Origin of the sequence: Dysgonomonas sp. HGC4, from assembly GCF_001261715.1 — a bacterium.
In the GTDB taxonomy this organism is placed as follows: domain Bacteria; phylum Bacteroidota; class Bacteroidia; order Bacteroidales; family Dysgonomonadaceae; genus Dysgonomonas_A.
This window is the reverse complement of the sequence record NZ_CVRU01000121.1, coordinates 1-16,592: the sequence shown is the minus strand read 5'-3', so window position 1 is coordinate 16,592 and position 16,592 is coordinate 1. Positions and strand designations below refer to the sequence as shown.

Genomic DNA, 16,592 nt, shown 5'->3' with positions numbered 1-16,592 from the left:
AATGACTAATGTTTCAACTAAGAAAGCAAATAAAAAAAGCTTGTTCTTGCTTTTTGGTATTATTCTGACAATCGGCTTAATATTTACTTATAGAAGCGACACTGTAGAAAGAGAAGGGAGGTATACGATAGCCACGGTATATAAAGTGCAAGGAGCTAGAGGGGGGCTAAGAATTGATTACGAGTATATTTTTCAAGATCAATCTTACACAGGCTATGCAGTTAGCACCAGTTATTCACACAATGATGTTGGAAAAAGATTATTTATCAAAGTTCTGCCTAATGACCCAGACCGATGCTTGATAACCGATATTCGTGTACCCGACTCAATAACAGAAGCTCCAGTCGAAGGATGGGTTGAATTACCTGTAATACCCCTCAATCTCCCCTGAAAAAGTTTATTATTACTACCTTTGTAAGATAAGTGGACTGCTCATTAAATTGAAAATCAACATTTACAAATTCTTTAGCATTTTCAATATGAAAACACAACACATTGATTATCAACAACCTCTAGCACATCTAGGGGGGGGGGGGCACGTTCGAATCGTGTCATCCCTATTGATAGCAAAAAAACACCTGCTGATAGCAAGTGCTTTTTTATTTTGATCAATATAATCACAAACTCGAAACTTAATATTCGAAAGCAATTTAAATTGAGCCCTACTCAATTATCACTCCATTCCTTCCTTCCATATTTTTCGTAAAGGCATAAAGAAACGTTCTAATAATGACATATCTTCGGTTATTATATCTGCTTGGGCTGACATTTCGGGCAGATATGGTAATTCTTTCTTATAAGTAGTTTTCAAACCATCAGGTAAGTCTATCTCAACAACATAATTGTTCTTGTCTTCGGCATTCAAAGAGGGAACAATCGATATACTTTTGACAAAGCCTTTAACCAAACCAAACTCGCTATCCGGAAAGCTGGCAAAACGGATATTAACGCTTTGACCAGGCTTTACTTTCCCCGAACGTGTCATCTCCATAGAAGCTTTTCCTATTAATTTGCCCGATTTATCGGGAATAACATTAAATACATTTTTGCCGACTACTACATTCTGATTATCTGTCCAGTAGCTTGTAAATGTGACCTTACCATCTATTGGTGCAACAAACACATAGGTTTGTTCCCATGACTGAATCTCGGTCAATAGTTGAGCCATATAAGTTTTTAATTGAGCTTCTAGCGTATTTTTTTTGTCGATATATTGATATTCCGTATCCAACAAGCTTTCTTGCATCCGTGCGATTTCAATCTCTGTACTCTGCAAAGTTCCATTCATGGTTTCAAGAGAGAGATAACCTTGTAAATATTTATTCTTTGTAGCTTCGAGATCTTCTTGAGAGATTACACCTCTTTTATTCAGTATAGAATCTCTTGAATACTGATTTCTGGCTAGCTTCATTTGTTCATCTATAATATTCTTTTGATGAATCAATTGCTTATAATAATCTTGATACTGGGTTATTCTCGATCGCATGAAATCTATCTTCTGCACATAATAGTTTAAACGCTTAAATTCCTGATACTCGAATGAAGTTATATAGAAAGACGAATACAAGGATTGCATATTACCCAGATTCAGGTCTTTAGGAAGGCTAGGCATTATTACACTGTCTAGATTAGCATTCAAACGAAATAAATAATCCTTAAGCCTTAATACATCTTCTGTTTTTGCAGGATTTTCTATGACAGCGAGATAATCTCCAGCTTTTACAATTTGTTCATCTTTGATATTCAACTCCTTCAGCTTGCCCGATGTCTTGGCTACTATTGCTGCCTGAGGTGTAGTACCCGTCAGCACCATAGAGGTGACAACAGTATCAGGGTATTTAAATATAGCACTGCCTATAAGTAGAATAAGTACAATAGTTGCTATAACAGTAATTCCTCTACGCAATATCCAAGGGGGAACACTACCTAGTACCTCCTGAAATTCTTCACTTCTTAGTTCTATTTTTTTTTCGTCTTCCTGCATATACAAGTTATTAAGAGCCCAACTCTAGTTGATTTTTAACTAGGGTATAATACGCACCTTTTTTATCAGTCAAATCTTTATGTGTACCTTCTTCTATAATCCTACCTTTGTCCATTACCACAATATTATCGGCATTCTGAACGGTACTTAAACGATGAGCTACTATTATTACTGTCTTGCCTTTATAAAAGGCATTAAGATTATCTAATATAAGCCTTTCATTATTAGCATCCAGAGCATTGGTTGCCTCATCAAAGAACAAAAAATCGGGGTTCTTATATACTGCACGGGCTATTAAAAGACGCTGTCTCTGCCCTTGACTCATACCATTGCCCTCCATACCTATCTTAGTATTGTATTTCAAAGGAAGCGATTCTATAAAATCTTTTATATTGGCTATCTGAACAGCTTCCAAAAGTCGTTTTTTATCCACAATATCCTCTCCTACTGCTATATTGTTAGCAATAGTGTCGGAAAATATAAAACCATCCTGCATAACTGCTCCCGACTTTTGCCGCCATAGGTGAGGGTTTATGTCATCAACAGAAATGTCATCTATTTTGATGTCTCCTTTATTGGGTTTATAAAAAGCTAATAAAAGCTTTATTAGAGTTGTTTTTCCACTTCCGCTAGATCCTACAATAGCCGTTATCTTATTTTCAGGAATTACCAAGCTAATACCATCTAGCACATAATTTCTATCCGCACCATCGTAACTGAAATAAATATCCTCTACACTTAAAGTTTTAGAAGAAGGTATCTCGTTAATTTTAGAATCAATCGTTTGCTCTTCATCTTCACGACTATGTATTTCATTTAATCGCTCCAAACTAATTTTGGCATCCTGAGCTGCTTGTACAAAACCTATTACCTGACTTATCGGACCCGATAATTGCCCTAGAATATAGCTGATAGACATCATCATACCAAGCGTTATATCTCCTTCAAGCACTGCTCTTGCTGCTATAAATGATATAAACAAAGAAGTAGTCTGACTAAAGAATATCGATCCTAATTGTTGGTACTGACCTAATGCCAGCCCCTTTACACTAATCTTAAAAAGTTTCACTTGTATACGTTCCCACTTCCACCGTTGCTGTTTTTCGCAATTGTTAAGCTTGATTTCCTGCATACCCGTAACCATTTGCACCAGATTACTTTGCTCTGCCGAAGCCTGCGCAAAGCGACTCATATCAAGTTTTCGGCGGTATTTAAGGAAGAGAAGTATCCATAAAATATATAAAGTGTTACCTAAAACAAATACTCCTAAAATGGTAAGATTATAATAAGCCAAAATTATGGCGAAAACGATAAAGTTGGCAAACGAGAACAGTGTAGTTAATGTTGACCCTGTGAGAAACGATTTAATTCGTTCGTTATCTCCGATACGTTGCATAATATCTCCGATATTTTTCGAATCGAAGAAACGTAGTGGTAACTTCATCAACTTTGACAGAAAATCGGAAATCAATGCAATACTTATCCGTGTATTTACATGAAGAGTAATCCAATTCCGTATAAATTCAACAACTAATTGCGTTACAAACAGTACTAACTGTGCAATAAGAATTAGTGTTATAAAACTCAGATTATTATTTCCGATTCCCTGGTCAACAACCGCTTGTGTAAGAAATGGTAATATTAAAGCTAAAGCACTACTTACAACTAAACCAATAATTAACTGAATTACCTGCGACCGATATGGTCTAAGATAACGAAAAAAATATCTGAAACTCTTTTTTGATTCTTCGCCCTCCAAATCAGAAGTATAAAAATCGGGAGTCGGTTCGAGTAAGAGTGCAGTACCCATATCCTCTCCTTCGGATTTAGTACTTATCCAACATTTCAAGAACTGTTCTTTATTTAGAACATATTTTTCTCCAGCAGGATCTGATATCTTTATTTCATACTCACCCTTTCGTCTCTTTTTGACTCCATAACAGACTACAAAGTGATTTTGATTCCAATGAAGAATACAAGGAAGTGGAGCTTCCTCGGCTAATTGTTCAAAGGTTATTTGAACACCATTTGTATGAAAACCTATACTTTCGGCAGCATCACTGATACCAAGCATAGACACACCCTCCCGTGTGATAAAAGCCTTTTCCCTCAGATTTTGAATGCTATAAGACCTTCCATAGTACTTGGCTATCATTCGCAAACACGTAGGACCGCAATCCATCGCATCCAGTTGTTTGTAATTGGGAAAAACTTTCATCTATTATTTAGCTTTTGGGATATTTGATATATTAAGATTATTGTTCTTTGCTCTGGCAATTTCACAGCTATAATACCCAGTAATAGAATCATATACAATTAGTAAATGTATACCCTTTTTATCGAAAAGACGATTCTTTGCCAAACAAATATAACTGGTTAATAGCGTATTTATCGCACTTTTAGTTTGTTGCTTTTCTCTTTTTAGATTTAAATTATTCAGTTTCGGAATTAGTTTTTTACTTTCTTATATAGACAAGTGTAAAGCTATAAAATTTTCATCTGTTTTTTTATTTTTAAGAACAGATTCTATAATTTTCTTATACTTCCTTAAATAAGGACAAATGAAAAGAGCTTGCTTTCTATTGCATATGACCTCAGAGTTCTTAATCTAAATACAATATGAGGCTAAAACAGAACAGTTTTTCACTAGCTGTGGAACAGTACTCAGACAACCCTACCCCATTCATTATGAGAGTAAATAAGCTTTAAATACACGAAATATTATAGCAGTAATAAAAAATTAATTTGTACATTTAGTGCATAATAATCTCTAAAATTATCACATATGGACTTTGAAGAACTTTCTAAGCATTATATGGAAAAGTATAATGAATTAACTGAGAAGCGAGATAAATCGGGTATTAGAACAACTATTGATGATATCAACGAAGCCATCCGTGGGCTTAATATGGATAGAGTGAATGATGATTATTGCAAAATACTTGACTGGAATTTTTATGTCGCAAATATTGAAGGTGCGCGACTGGCTTTGAATGCTCAATTTCCGTACCTACGCTTACCATCTGCCACCATTTTTTCTATTGCCTTTGACCAAAGCGAGAAGAAATGGAAATTCAACGGAGAGATTGATTAAAAGATTTAAAACTACACTATTCTAATAAAACATAAAAGCCTTTTCGTATGAAAAGGCTTTTATTATATATACTTATTTATAATCTACTTTTATTTATGAGGATCATTACCCGATCTTCTATGAATATATTCCAACTTGCCTTGAAACACATCTGCAATCTTATAAGCTCTCGATTTGGCTTCGTCAGCAATATCTCCCGCAAAAAGTCTGTCGACCGTCTCCGTAAAAAGAGACAACCAACGATCGAAATGTTCCTTATCGATTGGTAGCTGCGCATGTGGCGGAAAAGGGTGCCCCGTATATGTTCTTTCATTCAACAAAATACTTTGCCAAAAAGAATGTAGTTTCGACAAATGTTCATCCCAATGATCACCTATTCTTTCATTAAATATAGGTCCCAACAATTCATCCTTACGCACTTTGGCATAAAACGTGTTGACCATTTTTTTTATGTCCTCTAAATTCTCAATATCTTTTATCGGTTTTATCTCTCTCTCCATATCTAATTATTTACGTGTACCAAATACAATCAGTATCATCATTTTCAAAGATAATAAAAAGATACAACCCATCTCCGCGATTGTAAGAAGATACGGTCTTGGTTTCTCCAATGACTTTATTCTCTTTGCCATCTCTCTTGTATTCTGATCTTTATGAGGAATAGATCTAAAATGAATAATAGATTGATTATTACTATAAGTAAAGCCCCCCATTTACTGAGAGGCTTACATTTATATCAAAAATAGTATTTTTATTATAAAGGAATTTTGATTTCCAGTTCCTTAGATTCATTTCTTTTTATTGTAATACCCTCAGTACCTGCAACAGCTGTTTTATCTCCAAGAGTATAAAATACAGCAAAATAAAGATTGGTTTGAGATTCAAGAACATTCAATTCCGTAAGATTCAAACTGAACTTGGCAATTCCATTATCATCTGTTATAGCCATTTTCTTAGCATCACCAGGTACGGTTGCTTCCGTTACGGGAGTATCCTTATACATATAAACCGTTTTGCCAGACTGAACAATACCTAACGCATTGGTCACCTTTACTGTTACATTAGCTCCTAAAAAGCTAGGATCATCGTCATCGTCGTCGCTACAAGAACTGAATCCGATAGCAGCTGCTGCAACGATAAATAAACTTAAAAACAATATTTTCTTCATAAAGTAATTATTAAGTAAAGCCGATCATTTTATGAATATGCCTATTCGGCAATCTGCACATATTCATTTTACACCTTTAAGCTTACAACGTTTCACTTATCGATATAAACTATAAACAATCAGACTTTATAATAAGTTTCAGTTTTAGGCTTTCCTCACTTTTTATAACATTTCGGACAAAAGCATCTGATATCTCACAACTTACAAAAAAGCCTCGAGAGATTTAATAATCTATCCAAGCTTTCGTCTCCTGAAACAAGTATATTCTTACTATTGATTTTAGATCAATTACATCTCTTTTTTTCGGCTCTGCAACAAGTGCTGTTAAACAAAACCCATTCTATAATAGGATATCTCTTTTGAATTTTCGAATCCTAATCTTTGAGCCAATTGATACGAACCAACATTGTCTTTTCGGCAAGCCCAAACAGGTTCATATCCATTTTCCAGACAATAGTCTATAAGTGTCGAACATACTTTATGTGCCAACCCTTTACCTTTAAACTCTTCATAAGTTTCTATACCCAATTCTAATTTATCATCATGCACATAACAAGAGAAGGCGGTAGACGCTAGTTTGCCATCATAAAACAAGCTGAAGGCAACTCCTTTATTTATGAACTCATCCGCATTATTCCAAAAATGAAGAGGTACAACCGTTCCCTTCATGGCTTCAAAAATATCCTGATCCGTTCTCACAATACTAATCTTAGGATCAAGCAAATTATTTTCACGTTTAGCACTTAAATATTTTTCTTTATTGAATTTAAAATTCACTCTCACATTTAACTCTATCGTATCTGAGGAAGTATGCCTATAAGCCGCTTCGACTAGATTATCGTGCAACAAATCACCCAGAACAGCATCCCAATCCGAAGGAAATACCTGCATCCATTCCACACGATGCCTATTGCCATTTTCATTTAAAGCATACTTCTTAAACGCCTCATTAAATTCGGCATTAGTTGGATCACCAAAGAGCAACGACATTCCGTATGGATGCAATATAAAGAAGGTCGTAGGACTGTCTATATCATCAACATAAACTTCTCCGTCAACCATCTTCTCCACCACAGAGCGAGCAAAGAGATTATTTGTAGTAACTGACTTTAATGGTTCTGATAACTTATTATATTGTTCTTTACCTAAAACTTTCATGTGCGAAATATCTTTTTTGAAGTTATACATTCTATGCCCGATTTTCAAAGATAAAAATAAATCTCAGCGAAAATAAAATATTTATCGGAGAGCTTTCAATTATAAATTCACTGTAATACTCAATAGAAGATAAGAAACTTTGTGGCTGCTTTTTTTAATATCATTATGTAAGGGTAATACAATCAAAATTCACTAATTTTGGATTATTACTTATGTTTGGACTTGTTTCCATCTAATTGACTTATTTAAATAAAAAGATCGTGACCAGAAAAGACCTAGAAAATATAAACAAAGACAAAGAAATTATCCAATTACGAATGCAGTCGGAAGACCTCATCAATAATGTTGAATCGCTCAGTGATGAAGATTTCAGAAACGAGGCTCTACGTATTGAAAAAGAAATAGATGACCGCATTTCCATCCTATATCAGAAAATGAAAGACTAAAATAGACATTCAACAGAAAGGAGCCATCTGTGTACTTATTTATAAATAGATAATATGGCAAAAGATATTCTACTTATTAAAAAGAAATAAGTATCTCCAAGCACACAAAATTCTATTAAAAAGAGAATCAAACGCCATTTGAAAGATCAAGCCACGCTAAATTTATTATACAGCATAGACAATAGTTTAACTATATCTAAGAAAAGAGACTGATTTTTATTATTATTTTTGGCACTTAAATAATAACATCTCTGCAAATCTGATGAAACATAAAGGCTTTTTTAATTACTTTTTAGTAATAGCTTTGTTATCCATTTGTACATTCCATTCAACAGCTCAGACTAAAAAAATCGGAGTAGTTCTCATGGCAGATACTTCCACCATATATCAATATATAGGTGTCACAATCTTCGAAAACAACACAAAGCCACTACCGCTTGATATTGCTCTTTCACAATATATAGAAAAGAGTCTGAAAGCCTACCTTACACCCGAATATGAGGTAAGTATATGCGAATTACCCGATTCGTTGAAAACAGCAAAAAAAGGCATTTTTGAGAGTGGCGTAGGTAAAAAACTCAGTAGATGGGCTGATACCAAAACTGATGAATATGACATTATCATTTTTGTGAAAAATATGAATGCCGCCTTCGGATATAACTCTGCAGTATCGGCCAAAGCCAGCGGTGTATGTAAGAAACTAAAAACGCTTTACTTATACAGTACTATTTCGTATTATGCTTATAATACCTCAGAAGCCAAGCTGATGGGATATAATAACGAAGGTGGAGATTTCCTATATCACCTTAAAGATGTAAAATTCCCCAAAAACCCCAAAGACTTAACTCCCGAAATGCTTGATTATTTTAGTTATGAATTCAGGAAATACATAAATAATAGAATCGAATATTTCATTTCTAAATCGAAGTTAATGTCACCAGAAGAGCTTTTAGCTAAATCAGCATCACTGCCACGAGATAGAAATTTCCCTAGACCTGATTTACCTGAGGTAGATCCAGAACCATACAGAGACGATTTATATTAAACACATCATATAAATTATAATACAAAGCAGAAAGACTTCGTTTTTTCTGCTTTTTTTCTCTCATTGCCTTCTCGAATTACCTTCTACTAAAATAACATTGAACATCTCGCGAATACGATCACGAATAAAATCACCGTACAACGATTCAATCTGAAAAGGATCACAATTAGTTGTTACAAAAGTCTTTAATCGTGAAGACTGCCACAACGAATATCGGATATGTAGAATGTGCTGCATTACATTCAACTTAGTCCCAAAATGATTGGCTGGGACGGCTTCTCTCCCCAATTCATCAAAACACATCCAAACAGGTTTACCAATGTATCCATGCTGATTGTAGGTATATAAATCCAAATCGCCCGATACGCTATAAGCATTAGCTATACCATTGCATATATGCAGCTTAAAACCATTAAACTCGAGTTTCATATATTCCGAAAATATCTGCATCAGAGAACTTTTTCCAGTACCTATATCCCCATAAATCCACAGACCTTTGTCGAGGCTATACTTCCCTTCAATACCATTGAAGTAGTTGAATAGATTGGTTACGACTCCCCTATTCGAACTATCAATCACAAATTCGGGAATGACAGTTCTTGCTATCCGCAAGAACTTCTTCTTCCGTTGTATAATCTCATAATCAGACAATTTACATGCCGATTGAATAATCCGCTCTCTTCCCATTAGTGCCTTTAGTTTGATTACTCTCTGCATTTTTGTGTTCTTTTAATTCAAATAAACCATTCCAATTACTAGCCATAGACTGCTCAATAATGAGAGTTGCCATCCTGGAGTTCTCTCTCGCTTTTACTTTCAACTGTTTATAGCACAACTCTATCGATCTTTGGCTTTTGTACTTCTGCCCTTTGCTTGTCTTGTAACTGAGCCAGACAAAGAAACTTTCCTTGAACCCCAAATCCAGAAAATCGAAATTAAACTTCTCATATCCCTTTGGGGGATTATAGGGGGAATTAGTATTTCTTTCTTCCTCTTTCTTTTCTTTCTTTAAGTTTGGGTTATCCGTGAGTTGTGCCTGAGTCATTTGCTGGGCTTCAAGCTGGGTTTTCAAGTCTCTCAACTCTTTAAATAGCAAATCAATAGATGAATTATCATCGGAGTTATCACGTTGGGTTGTACCATTATAACTATTATATTTACAGAGTGTTATAACATTCATACCTTGAGAGGTATCTACTTTAATCATTCGTTCTATTTTCAGTTTGCCTAAAAATGTTTTTACTTTCTGCTCACCCCAACCCCATTTTCGAGCCAGATAGCGATTTGATGCGGGATACTGCCCTCTTCCAAAACAAATTTCTCTACCTCCGATACGCTCAATTTGCTCAGTTGCCTCAAATCGTGCCGACTGTATCAAGTCGATCCACGCTTCGCACTCTGAAAACGTACGGGCTGCTTCCCACATTTTATGAGAGAAAAACTTCCGGTTAAGTTTAATAAATCCTTTATCCATATATCAATTTTAGAAAGGTCTTAGACCTCTTGTTATGTATTCAGACTTATAGATAAATACTGGTACTTTTCCATATCCTAGAAGACTATAAATATTATTAATAAACAAGGTATAACCAGTGACAAACAAAGCAAGCCTACCACAAAGTGAGGCAAGCTTGCTGATTGATTTATAATGAGAAATCTAATTATTAGTTTAAGACAACTTCTTTATAAAAAGATTTACTTCCCAAGGCATATACTTTGTAGTAATACCCGATGCTTCATCATAGTATCCCTCAAATACAATATAATTTCCGGTAAGACTTCCAGGATCATATCTTAAGGCTGAAACTTGTCCTTCATTCGGGAAAACAATAGTAACAAAACCATCTTTCACGGGGATATTAGACAAAATAGATGTTCCACATTTTATTGTTCGATACGTAGATTCATCTATAGGATATAACATTACGGTAAAATCCTCATCAATAATTTCGAAAGTATCGGCATCTCTAACATTAAAAAGTACATTTTGAAAATTCACTCCTAACATAATTGTAAAAATTTAGTTATTAATACATTGTGGCTATCTCAGAAGAAGAAATCTTATTCAGATTATTACGACTAGTCATCTTCTCTTCTCCTATTGTATAGATAAAAAAGCCCATTTTAATAGGTACAAAGAAGTTATTCCCCCGACTGAATCTTCTTAATTAAGTGTAAAAAAAGAAAGGCTACCCCCTAAAGGATAGCCTTGACTGTTAACTAGGTGTAGATTAGAAAGCTGATATTAATTGAGTGTAATTTTATATAGATTCGATATATAGCTATTTCTAACAGCAGTTACCACATAAAAGATAGTTGCATTATACTTTGTTCTAAAATCGGAAAATTGATTTTTTCATTCTCTCTGTCGTTTTTATAAAGTTTGAGCTCGCAAGATAAGGAAAAAATTTATTTTAACAAATAGTGCTAAGCAATACTCATCGCCAATAAGTATCTTTGGGATTCACTTAAAAGAGAAAATAACAATCTCAAATCCGACTAAAATATATTATTTACAATGCTAAATAAAATACTGAAGTATTGCAACCAATTATACGGTGCCTTCATTATTCTCAATATCATAATCTGTTTATTGTTTATAATAAAGTCCGATGAAACAGTCGGAAGTATGGGTTTCTTTTTTATTTTACTACCTACACTCTGTATTCAGATAATAATTTCAATAATAGGTTATAATATAAAAGAAGTTAGAATCATTCATATAGTTTTGATTCTAATAAGTCTTCTCATATTAGTTACATCTCTCTATTGGACATTTTCTTTTAAATAAAAAAAGCCTATCCTAAGGGACAGACTAAACAATTACCTAATAATGAAGCAGATTGGTTTTATTTAGAAACAAACCATTTTTCGTTCTTCAAAGGAACATAAGTTTTCATTTGAAGCAACAAATCATCAATATCATTACTTACAATCAATAGATCGAGATATTCTTCTTTCAAGAAACCATCACGACTCATTACCTTAATAAATTCTAACAAGGCATCGTAATATCCATTTACATTAAGCAATGCCACCGGTTTTTTATGTAACGATAGTTGAGCCCATGTTAATACTTCAAACAGCTCTTCCATTGTTCCAAAACCACCGGGAAGTGCGATAAAACCATCTGACAAGTCTGCCATCTTGAATTTACGTTCGTGCATCGTATCCACTAAGTGAATTTCGGTGAGCGATTTGTGTTCCAATTCTTTTTCTGCCAGAAAGTGCGGTAGTACACCAATAGCTTTACCACCATTGTTGAGTGCTCCATCGGCAACTGCACCCATCAACCCTACTTTAGCTCCACCATATACCAATTCTACGTTGTTTTTGGCTAGGGCTTTCCCTAAAGTTTCGGCTTTTATCTTAAAAATATCGTTCGAACCTGAACTCGAACCACAATAAACTGCTATTCTTTTCATTTTTTTGTTTAATTTGTTACTACAAATATAAAACGTTTTTTGCCGTTTATAGTTACAAACAGAAGACATATCTGTTACAAATTTATTAAGAGTATTTAAAAACTGAATTAAAGAAACTTCGCATATGAGACAAGTATTGATTTTAATCGTTGCTGTATTGGCTCCGATATTGGCATGGGGACAAAATGGATGGAAAGATCTGGCAGTTACCGAAAATTTGGAATATTATATAGATTCTACCAATGTAAAAATGGTAGACGGGAGTATCTATGCAACCATCAAAACGGTATATATGACGTCTGAAAGCAAAAAAGCTTATGTTGACAAAATAAAAAGGGTCTTCAAAAAGAATGCTGACAAAAAGATCAAGAAGTGGGACAATTTTAGCTACTCCATTACCTATGGTTTATATGATTGTACGCACAAACGATTCAAAATATTAGAGGTGAAAGATTACACGGCAGATAACAAACTCATTATAGCAACTAAATCGAAAGAAGAAAAATCGCCTTGGTTATTAGTAGATAGCGAAACAGTGGGAGACTTCGTACTGTTTTACATCTGCGATCAGAACATATAAATTCGGAGTATTAGAGAATTGAGACTAAACAATTAATTTAGCTGCATGAAAAATATAATAGAATTTCTCTCTCAACTGAAAGAGAATAATAACAGAGACTGGTTCACAGCAAACAAAGCTTTATATAAAGACATGGAAAAGGAGTTTAATGCCTTTGCCGAAAAACTGATTGAAGGTATTTCGAAATTTGATTCTTCAATCAAAAATCTGACTGCTAAAGATTGCACCTTCCGCATATATAGGGATGTACGTTTTTCGCCAAATAAAGAGCCTTACAAAACACATATGGCTGCTTATATTTGCCCGAACGGTAAGAAATCGGGATTGGCTGGATATTATTTTCATGTGGAAGCTCCCGAATCTAATTACATTGGAGGACATCTTTTGGCTACCGGTATACACAATCCCGAGCCAAAGGTATTACAAAGTATAAGGGAAGAGATTCTAGATAATGGAGACGCTTTTATAAAAGCCATTAAACATGCTAAAGGTTTTGAATTAGACGAAAGCTCGAAACTAAAGAAAGTTCCTAAAGATTTCCCTCAGGATTATAAACATGCTGAATATTTAAAGCTTAAAAACTACTCTCTTATGAAATTTGTGTCAAATGATTTCCTTTTGAGCGAAAATCTTCTGGAGAATTGTTTAACAGAATTCAAAAAAAACTTAGAATTTAATCAAATATTGAATCGTGCTGCAAATTTTGCTTTTGAAGAAATATGATCTCTTCTAAGCTCTAAAAATAAAATTTAAGCCTTGACTTTTATCTTCTAAAAGTCAAGGCTTAATAATGCTTATATTTCTCAGTGTATCAGATTGAATACAAAATAACCTGTGGCATAAGATGCGCATTAGAGGTGGTAGACATAAGCTGCCATTGAATTGGTGTAGCAGCACCTCCGGCTCCAATTACGGGTCTTACCAATATCTCCATAATCTCGCCCGCCACTCTATCACCTAAATACAAAGAGGTGGTAAAAGTAATTACATCTCCTTTGGTTCCTACCAAATAATATTCTATTTGGTCAAGATAAGCAGTAGTACCCTTCTTTCTTACATATATATAGCCACTCAAAATATTATCGCCTATCGCATCAACTCTATTATATCCCCACCATCGGAGGGTAACCAAATATTTTCCATTTTGAGGTATAACCATATTCTCATTAAGTGCGAGCACAGTAAAACCATCAAAAGGAAATACCTGCCCAAATGTACTGGCTCTATAAGCTTTTGCATAAGACGCCGGTTGCTCCGTCCACATAGCTGTGCCATCAGCCGTTACAGATTCTAATACCTTAGCTGCAAACGTCGAATTATCTTCTATACGTAAAGGGCTATAAATATTAGAAATATCTCCAATCTCTACTTTAACGGAAGGAGTAAGAGTTCCCAAGCCAATATTACCGGCTGTTGTTATCACCACATCGTCTGCTATCTGAGCCGCAGTAGGGCTTGCACTATTATTACGCAATGCATCTACATGAAATATCCCCAATGGAGTTTCGGTATTTATGCCTATTTGTGCAGATACAAAGGCTACGGATGAAATTAATAAAAATAAAAATAGTATACGTTTCATATTATTTCACGAATTAATAAACACATATTCAGACACGATAAAAGAATACTGTAGTCAGAGCAGTATCGAGAGTCCATTGATTATTAGCAGTCTGAGGCTTTATTACCAGATAAAGTTTGTCACCTGCCGAAGCATTCAGAACCTTAAGGAAGGTATAGACTGTGAATTTCTGACCACTGATACCTGCAAAATAATTTTCGGTAGAATCCTCTCCTAAAGTTGAAGCATTAATTGTGTTCTTATAAACTATAAAATAACCCGATGCTCTCCCCCCGGTTCCACTTGTAACTCTGTAAGTTGCCGTCATACGAATCATTATAATATAACTTCCTGCTACACTTATCGGAATATAATTGAGTCCACTACTAAGAGAAAGAGTATAAGCCGTTTGAGATGCCATAGCACCTGTAGGGGCTGTAACCCTGAGTTTGTATCCCCCACTACCTTTTAGCATACCCCATTTTGCATATCCCGAGGCATCACCCAATAGTACCATACCATCGCCTTCGCCTCCATCTACCATCTTAAAAGCTCCATATGGCGTATCGGAAGTTATATCGAGTTTAGCCTTTCCTACTGTGGGCTGTGTAGACTGTCCCAATATAAGTGAGCCTGCCTCGTCTACCACTACATCATTCTTAAAACGATTGACCGAGGTGGTTGTATTATCTGCCGCTGCATCAATGTAAAATATACCTTGAGAGTTTTGTGTATTGATAGACACTTGTGCAAAACAAACGAATAATGAAGGGAAAAGTAATCCCCATAGAACTATATATTTCTTCATTCCTATAATTTTTTCAGATATTATAAACCATTATACTCGGATAATAGATTGTATTGGTTAATTGACTCCCCGATAAGCCCAAGCCTGTAGCCCATGCATATCCGTCAATAGGCTTGATAGCGAGATACAATACATCTCCCGCGGCTAAATTGGAAGCAAAAAGACTCATGGTGAATGAAAAACGTGAATAATTTGTTCCTGTTGCTGCAACATAATTAGTAGTTTCGTCGACTACAGATTCAAACGTACCGGTTACTTTTCGCAATTGTATGGTTGCTGCCGACATAAGTTTGGTACCAATCGGCAAGCCACTTATAGAACCCCACCAACGCAATGTAAAAACATAGTTACCTGCTCTTGGAATAGTAATACGTTTATAGCCGGGAGCATTCACCTCAGCAGGCAATTCGGTATATACATTTTTGGCGTATGTTTTTGGCGATCTGCTGTAATAAACTACGCCATTGGGTACAGGTTTATCCTTCCATGTAGCTCGCCCGTCAACATCCGAAAAAAGATATTTGTTCACACCTTCCGATCCATCGGCAATACGAATAGGCTTTGTTGTTGAACCTGTGGTAAAAATATGCAGTTTTGCCGTGGGAGAAACTACCCCCAAGCCCAAAGCTCCTGACATATCAATCAGAACATCATCAAGCTGTTGGGCTGTAGTAACGGTGTATTCGGAAGTATTATTTCCTTTTGCATCTATATGAAACACACTTTTGGAAAAAGGTGTCCGAGTATTGATACCTACCTGACTATACAGCGAAATAGATATAGCAAGTATCAGAAGTGATAAAATCATTTTTCTCATTCTCTAGGTCTTATTAGTTAATTGTTCATTTATTAGTGTGAAAAAACAGCGGAGTATAATCACTACACCCCACTGCTGGACATAGTTTGCCTCTAGGTAAGTTGTGTATTTGTGCACGATCCAAACGACAACAAAAAGGATCTATTGCACAACAATAGTTCTTACCAATCAAACTAAGAATATATTTATAAGGGGAATATATTGCACTTGAAGAATAAGTGATTTTTAAACACTTATTAAAAAAGGGTCGACAAACCCTATAAAAAACTAGAAAAGGAGAATATTTTAATGAGCGTGAAGTTGTATTACTCTCTCTCTCTCTCTCTCTCTCTCTCTCTCTCTCTCTCTAATATTTCAACGCACTTATCCAAACTTAAATCGTTAAAATTAAGCTTATTATCAACAAATAATGATGCTGATTTGATAGTTAAGTGTGCCGTAAGAGTCTGCATAAATCGTTTATAAACATTTATTTACTGGCACAAAGATATGTATTAAAATCATAT

Annotated in this window: 18 protein-coding genes; 6 read left to right on the top strand and 12 right to left on the bottom strand. The window is 34.9% G+C overall.

All coding sequences use genetic code 11. From position 1 onward, the window contains the following. The first annotated feature begins 1 nt into the window (after position 1). Positions 2-391 carry a hypothetical protein gene (locus tag HGC4_RS12655; RefSeq protein WP_050710504.1) on the top strand — a complete coding sequence of 130 codons (390 nt, stop codon included), beginning with the start codon at positions 2-4 and terminating at the stop codon, positions 389-391. Between the two features lie 282 nt (positions 392-673). Here HGC4_RS12655 and HGC4_RS12650 read toward each other — a convergent pair whose 3' ends face one another. Beyond that, complete coding sequence (locus tag HGC4_RS12650; RefSeq protein ID WP_050710503.1) at positions 674-1,984, bottom strand: HlyD family secretion protein; 1,311 nt, start codon at positions 1,982-1,984, stop codon at positions 674-676. A gap of 10 nt (positions 1,985-1,994) precedes the next feature. Then, positions 1,995-4,202: a peptidase domain-containing ABC transporter gene (locus HGC4_RS12645; RefSeq protein WP_050710502.1), complete on the bottom strand. Its 2,208-nt coding sequence runs from the start codon at positions 4,200-4,202 to the stop codon at positions 1,995-1,997. A 567-nt stretch (positions 4,203-4,769) separates the two neighbouring features. On the opposite strand from HGC4_RS12645, the gene HGC4_RS12640 reads away from it, so the two are divergent. After that, a complete protein-coding gene (locus HGC4_RS12640) occupies positions 4,770-5,078 on the top strand; it encodes a hypothetical protein (RefSeq protein ID WP_050710501.1) in 309 nt (102 codons plus the stop codon). Between the two features lie 89 nt (positions 5,079-5,167). Here the strand turns inward: HGC4_RS12640 and HGC4_RS12635 are convergent, their stop codons facing one another. The 3 genes from HGC4_RS12635 to HGC4_RS12620 all read right to left on the bottom strand — a co-directional run bounded on the left by HGC4_RS12635 (position 5,168) and on the right by HGC4_RS12620 (position 7,434). Then, complete coding sequence (locus HGC4_RS12635; protein WP_199327686.1) at positions 5,168-5,578, bottom strand: group III truncated hemoglobin; 411 nt, start codon at positions 5,576-5,578, stop codon at positions 5,168-5,170. 254 nt (positions 5,579-5,832) lie between these two features. Next, positions 5,833-6,246 (bottom strand): hypothetical protein, encoded by a 414-nt coding sequence (locus HGC4_RS12625; RefSeq protein ID WP_050710499.1) that lies wholly within the window; start codon positions 6,244-6,246, stop codon positions 5,833-5,835. A 324-nt stretch (positions 6,247-6,570) separates the two neighbouring features. Continuing rightward, positions 6,571-7,434: a GNAT family N-acetyltransferase gene (locus HGC4_RS12620; RefSeq protein WP_199327684.1), complete on the bottom strand. Its 864-nt coding sequence runs from the start codon at positions 7,432-7,434 to the stop codon at positions 6,571-6,573. A 230-nt stretch (positions 7,435-7,664) separates the two neighbouring features. On the opposite strand from HGC4_RS12620, the gene HGC4_RS12615 reads away from it, so the two are divergent. Both HGC4_RS12615 and HGC4_RS12610 read left to right on the top strand, forming a co-directional pair. Next, positions 7,665-7,850, top strand: a complete 186-nt coding sequence (locus HGC4_RS12615; protein ID WP_050710498.1) for a hypothetical protein — start codon at positions 7,665-7,667, stop codon at positions 7,848-7,850. Between the two features lie 262 nt (positions 7,851-8,112). Then, positions 8,113-8,895, top strand: a complete 783-nt coding sequence (locus HGC4_RS12610) for a hypothetical protein (protein ID WP_157258278.1) — start codon at positions 8,113-8,115, stop codon at positions 8,893-8,895. 60 nt (positions 8,896-8,955) lie between these two features. On the opposite strand, the gene HGC4_RS12605 is transcribed toward HGC4_RS12610, so the two are convergent. The 4 genes from HGC4_RS12605 to HGC4_RS12590 all read right to left on the bottom strand — a co-directional run bounded on the left by HGC4_RS12605 (position 8,956) and on the right by HGC4_RS12590 (position 12,320). Continuing rightward, on the bottom strand, positions 8,956-9,582 hold the full coding sequence (locus tag HGC4_RS12605) for a P-loop NTPase family protein (protein ID WP_050710496.1): 627 nt from the start codon (positions 9,580-9,582) through the stop codon (positions 8,956-8,958). After that, positions 9,548-10,369 (bottom strand): hypothetical protein, encoded by an 822-nt coding sequence (locus HGC4_RS12600; protein WP_050710495.1) that lies wholly within the window; start codon positions 10,367-10,369, stop codon positions 9,548-9,550. Before HGC4_RS12600 ends, HGC4_RS12605 begins: the two co-directional genes overlap by 35 nt. 195 nt (positions 10,370-10,564) lie before the next feature. Further along, positions 10,565-10,903 carry a hypothetical protein gene (locus HGC4_RS12595; RefSeq protein ID WP_050710494.1) on the bottom strand — a complete coding sequence of 113 codons (339 nt, stop codon included), beginning with the start codon at positions 10,901-10,903 and terminating at the stop codon, positions 10,565-10,567. An 841-nt stretch (positions 10,904-11,744) separates the two neighbouring features. Further along, positions 11,745-12,320, bottom strand: a complete 576-nt coding sequence (locus HGC4_RS12590; protein ID WP_050710493.1) for an LOG family protein — start codon at positions 12,318-12,320, stop codon at positions 11,745-11,747. Between the two features lie 124 nt (positions 12,321-12,444). Here HGC4_RS12590 and HGC4_RS12585 point away from each other — a divergent pair, with 124 nt between their 5' ends. Further along, a complete protein-coding gene (locus tag HGC4_RS12585; RefSeq protein ID WP_050710492.1) occupies positions 12,445-12,900 on the top strand; it encodes a surface-adhesin E family protein in 456 nt (151 codons plus the stop codon). Between the two features lie 45 nt (positions 12,901-12,945). Next, complete coding sequence (locus HGC4_RS12580; RefSeq protein ID WP_050710491.1) at positions 12,946-13,623, top strand: DUF2461 domain-containing protein; 678 nt, start codon at positions 12,946-12,948, stop codon at positions 13,621-13,623. A gap of 88 nt (positions 13,624-13,711) precedes the next feature. On the opposite strand, the gene HGC4_RS12575 is transcribed toward HGC4_RS12580, so the two are convergent. The 3 genes from HGC4_RS12575 to HGC4_RS12565 are packed head-to-tail and all read right to left on the bottom strand — an operon-like array spanning position 13,712 to position 16,086. Further along, positions 13,712-14,482, bottom strand: coding sequence for a hypothetical protein (locus HGC4_RS12575; RefSeq protein WP_050710490.1), 771 nt, complete (start codon positions 14,480-14,482; stop codon positions 13,712-13,714). Between the two features lie 28 nt (positions 14,483-14,510). Next, positions 14,511-15,269 (bottom strand): hypothetical protein, encoded by a 759-nt coding sequence (locus tag HGC4_RS12570; protein WP_050710489.1) that lies wholly within the window; start codon positions 15,267-15,269, stop codon positions 14,511-14,513. A 13-nt stretch (positions 15,270-15,282) separates the two neighbouring features. Further along, positions 15,283-16,086, bottom strand: coding sequence for a hypothetical protein (locus tag HGC4_RS12565; RefSeq protein ID WP_157258276.1), 804 nt, complete (start codon positions 16,084-16,086; stop codon positions 15,283-15,285). Between the last annotated feature and the right edge of the window lie 506 nt (positions 16,087-16,592).

Excerpts from the sequence above, each read along its gene's own strand:
- HGC4_RS12655 (WP_050710504.1), top strand. The coding sequence starts at position 2 with ATGACTAATGTTTCAACTAAGAAAGCAAATAAAAAAAGCTTGTTCTTG.
- HGC4_RS12650 (WP_050710503.1), bottom strand. The coding sequence starts at position 1,984 with ATGCAGGAAGACGAAAAAAAAATAGAACTAAGAAGTGAAGAATTTCAG.
- HGC4_RS12645 (WP_050710502.1), bottom strand. The coding sequence starts at position 4,202 with ATGAAAGTTTTTCCCAATTACAAACAACTGGATGCGATGGATTGCGGT.
- HGC4_RS12640 (WP_050710501.1), top strand. The coding sequence starts at position 4,770 with ATGGACTTTGAAGAACTTTCTAAGCATTATATGGAAAAGTATAATGAA.
- HGC4_RS12635 (WP_199327686.1), bottom strand. The coding sequence starts at position 5,578 with ATGGAGAGAGAGATAAAACCGATAAAAGATATTGAGAATTTAGAGGAC.
- HGC4_RS12625 (WP_050710499.1), bottom strand. The coding sequence starts at position 6,246 with ATGAAGAAAATATTGTTTTTAAGTTTATTTATCGTTGCAGCAGCTGCT.
- HGC4_RS12620 (WP_199327684.1), bottom strand. The coding sequence starts at position 7,434 with ATGTATAACTTCAAAAAAGATATTTCGCACATGAAAGTTTTAGGTAAA.
- HGC4_RS12610 (WP_157258278.1), top strand. The coding sequence starts at position 8,113 with ATGAAACATAAAGGCTTTTTTAATTACTTTTTAGTAATAGCTTTGTTA.
- HGC4_RS12605 (WP_050710496.1), bottom strand. The coding sequence starts at position 9,582 with ATGGGAAGAGAGCGGATTATTCAATCGGCATGTAAATTGTCTGATTAT.
- HGC4_RS12600 (WP_050710495.1), bottom strand. The coding sequence starts at position 10,369 with ATGGATAAAGGATTTATTAAACTTAACCGGAAGTTTTTCTCTCATAAA.
- HGC4_RS12595 (WP_050710494.1), bottom strand. The coding sequence starts at position 10,903 with ATGTTAGGAGTGAATTTTCAAAATGTACTTTTTAATGTTAGAGATGCC.
- HGC4_RS12590 (WP_050710493.1), bottom strand. The coding sequence starts at position 12,320 with ATGAAAAGAATAGCAGTTTATTGTGGTTCGAGTTCAGGTTCGAACGAT.
- HGC4_RS12585 (WP_050710492.1), top strand. The coding sequence starts at position 12,445 with ATGAGACAAGTATTGATTTTAATCGTTGCTGTATTGGCTCCGATATTG.
- HGC4_RS12580 (WP_050710491.1), top strand. The coding sequence starts at position 12,946 with ATGAAAAATATAATAGAATTTCTCTCTCAACTGAAAGAGAATAATAAC.
- HGC4_RS12575 (WP_050710490.1), bottom strand. The coding sequence starts at position 14,482 with ATGAAACGTATACTATTTTTATTTTTATTAATTTCATCCGTAGCCTTT.
- HGC4_RS12570 (WP_050710489.1), bottom strand. The coding sequence starts at position 15,269 with ATGAAGAAATATATAGTTCTATGGGGATTACTTTTCCCTTCATTATTC.
- HGC4_RS12565 (WP_157258276.1), bottom strand. The coding sequence starts at position 16,086 with ATGAGAAAAATGATTTTATCACTTCTGATACTTGCTATATCTATTTCG.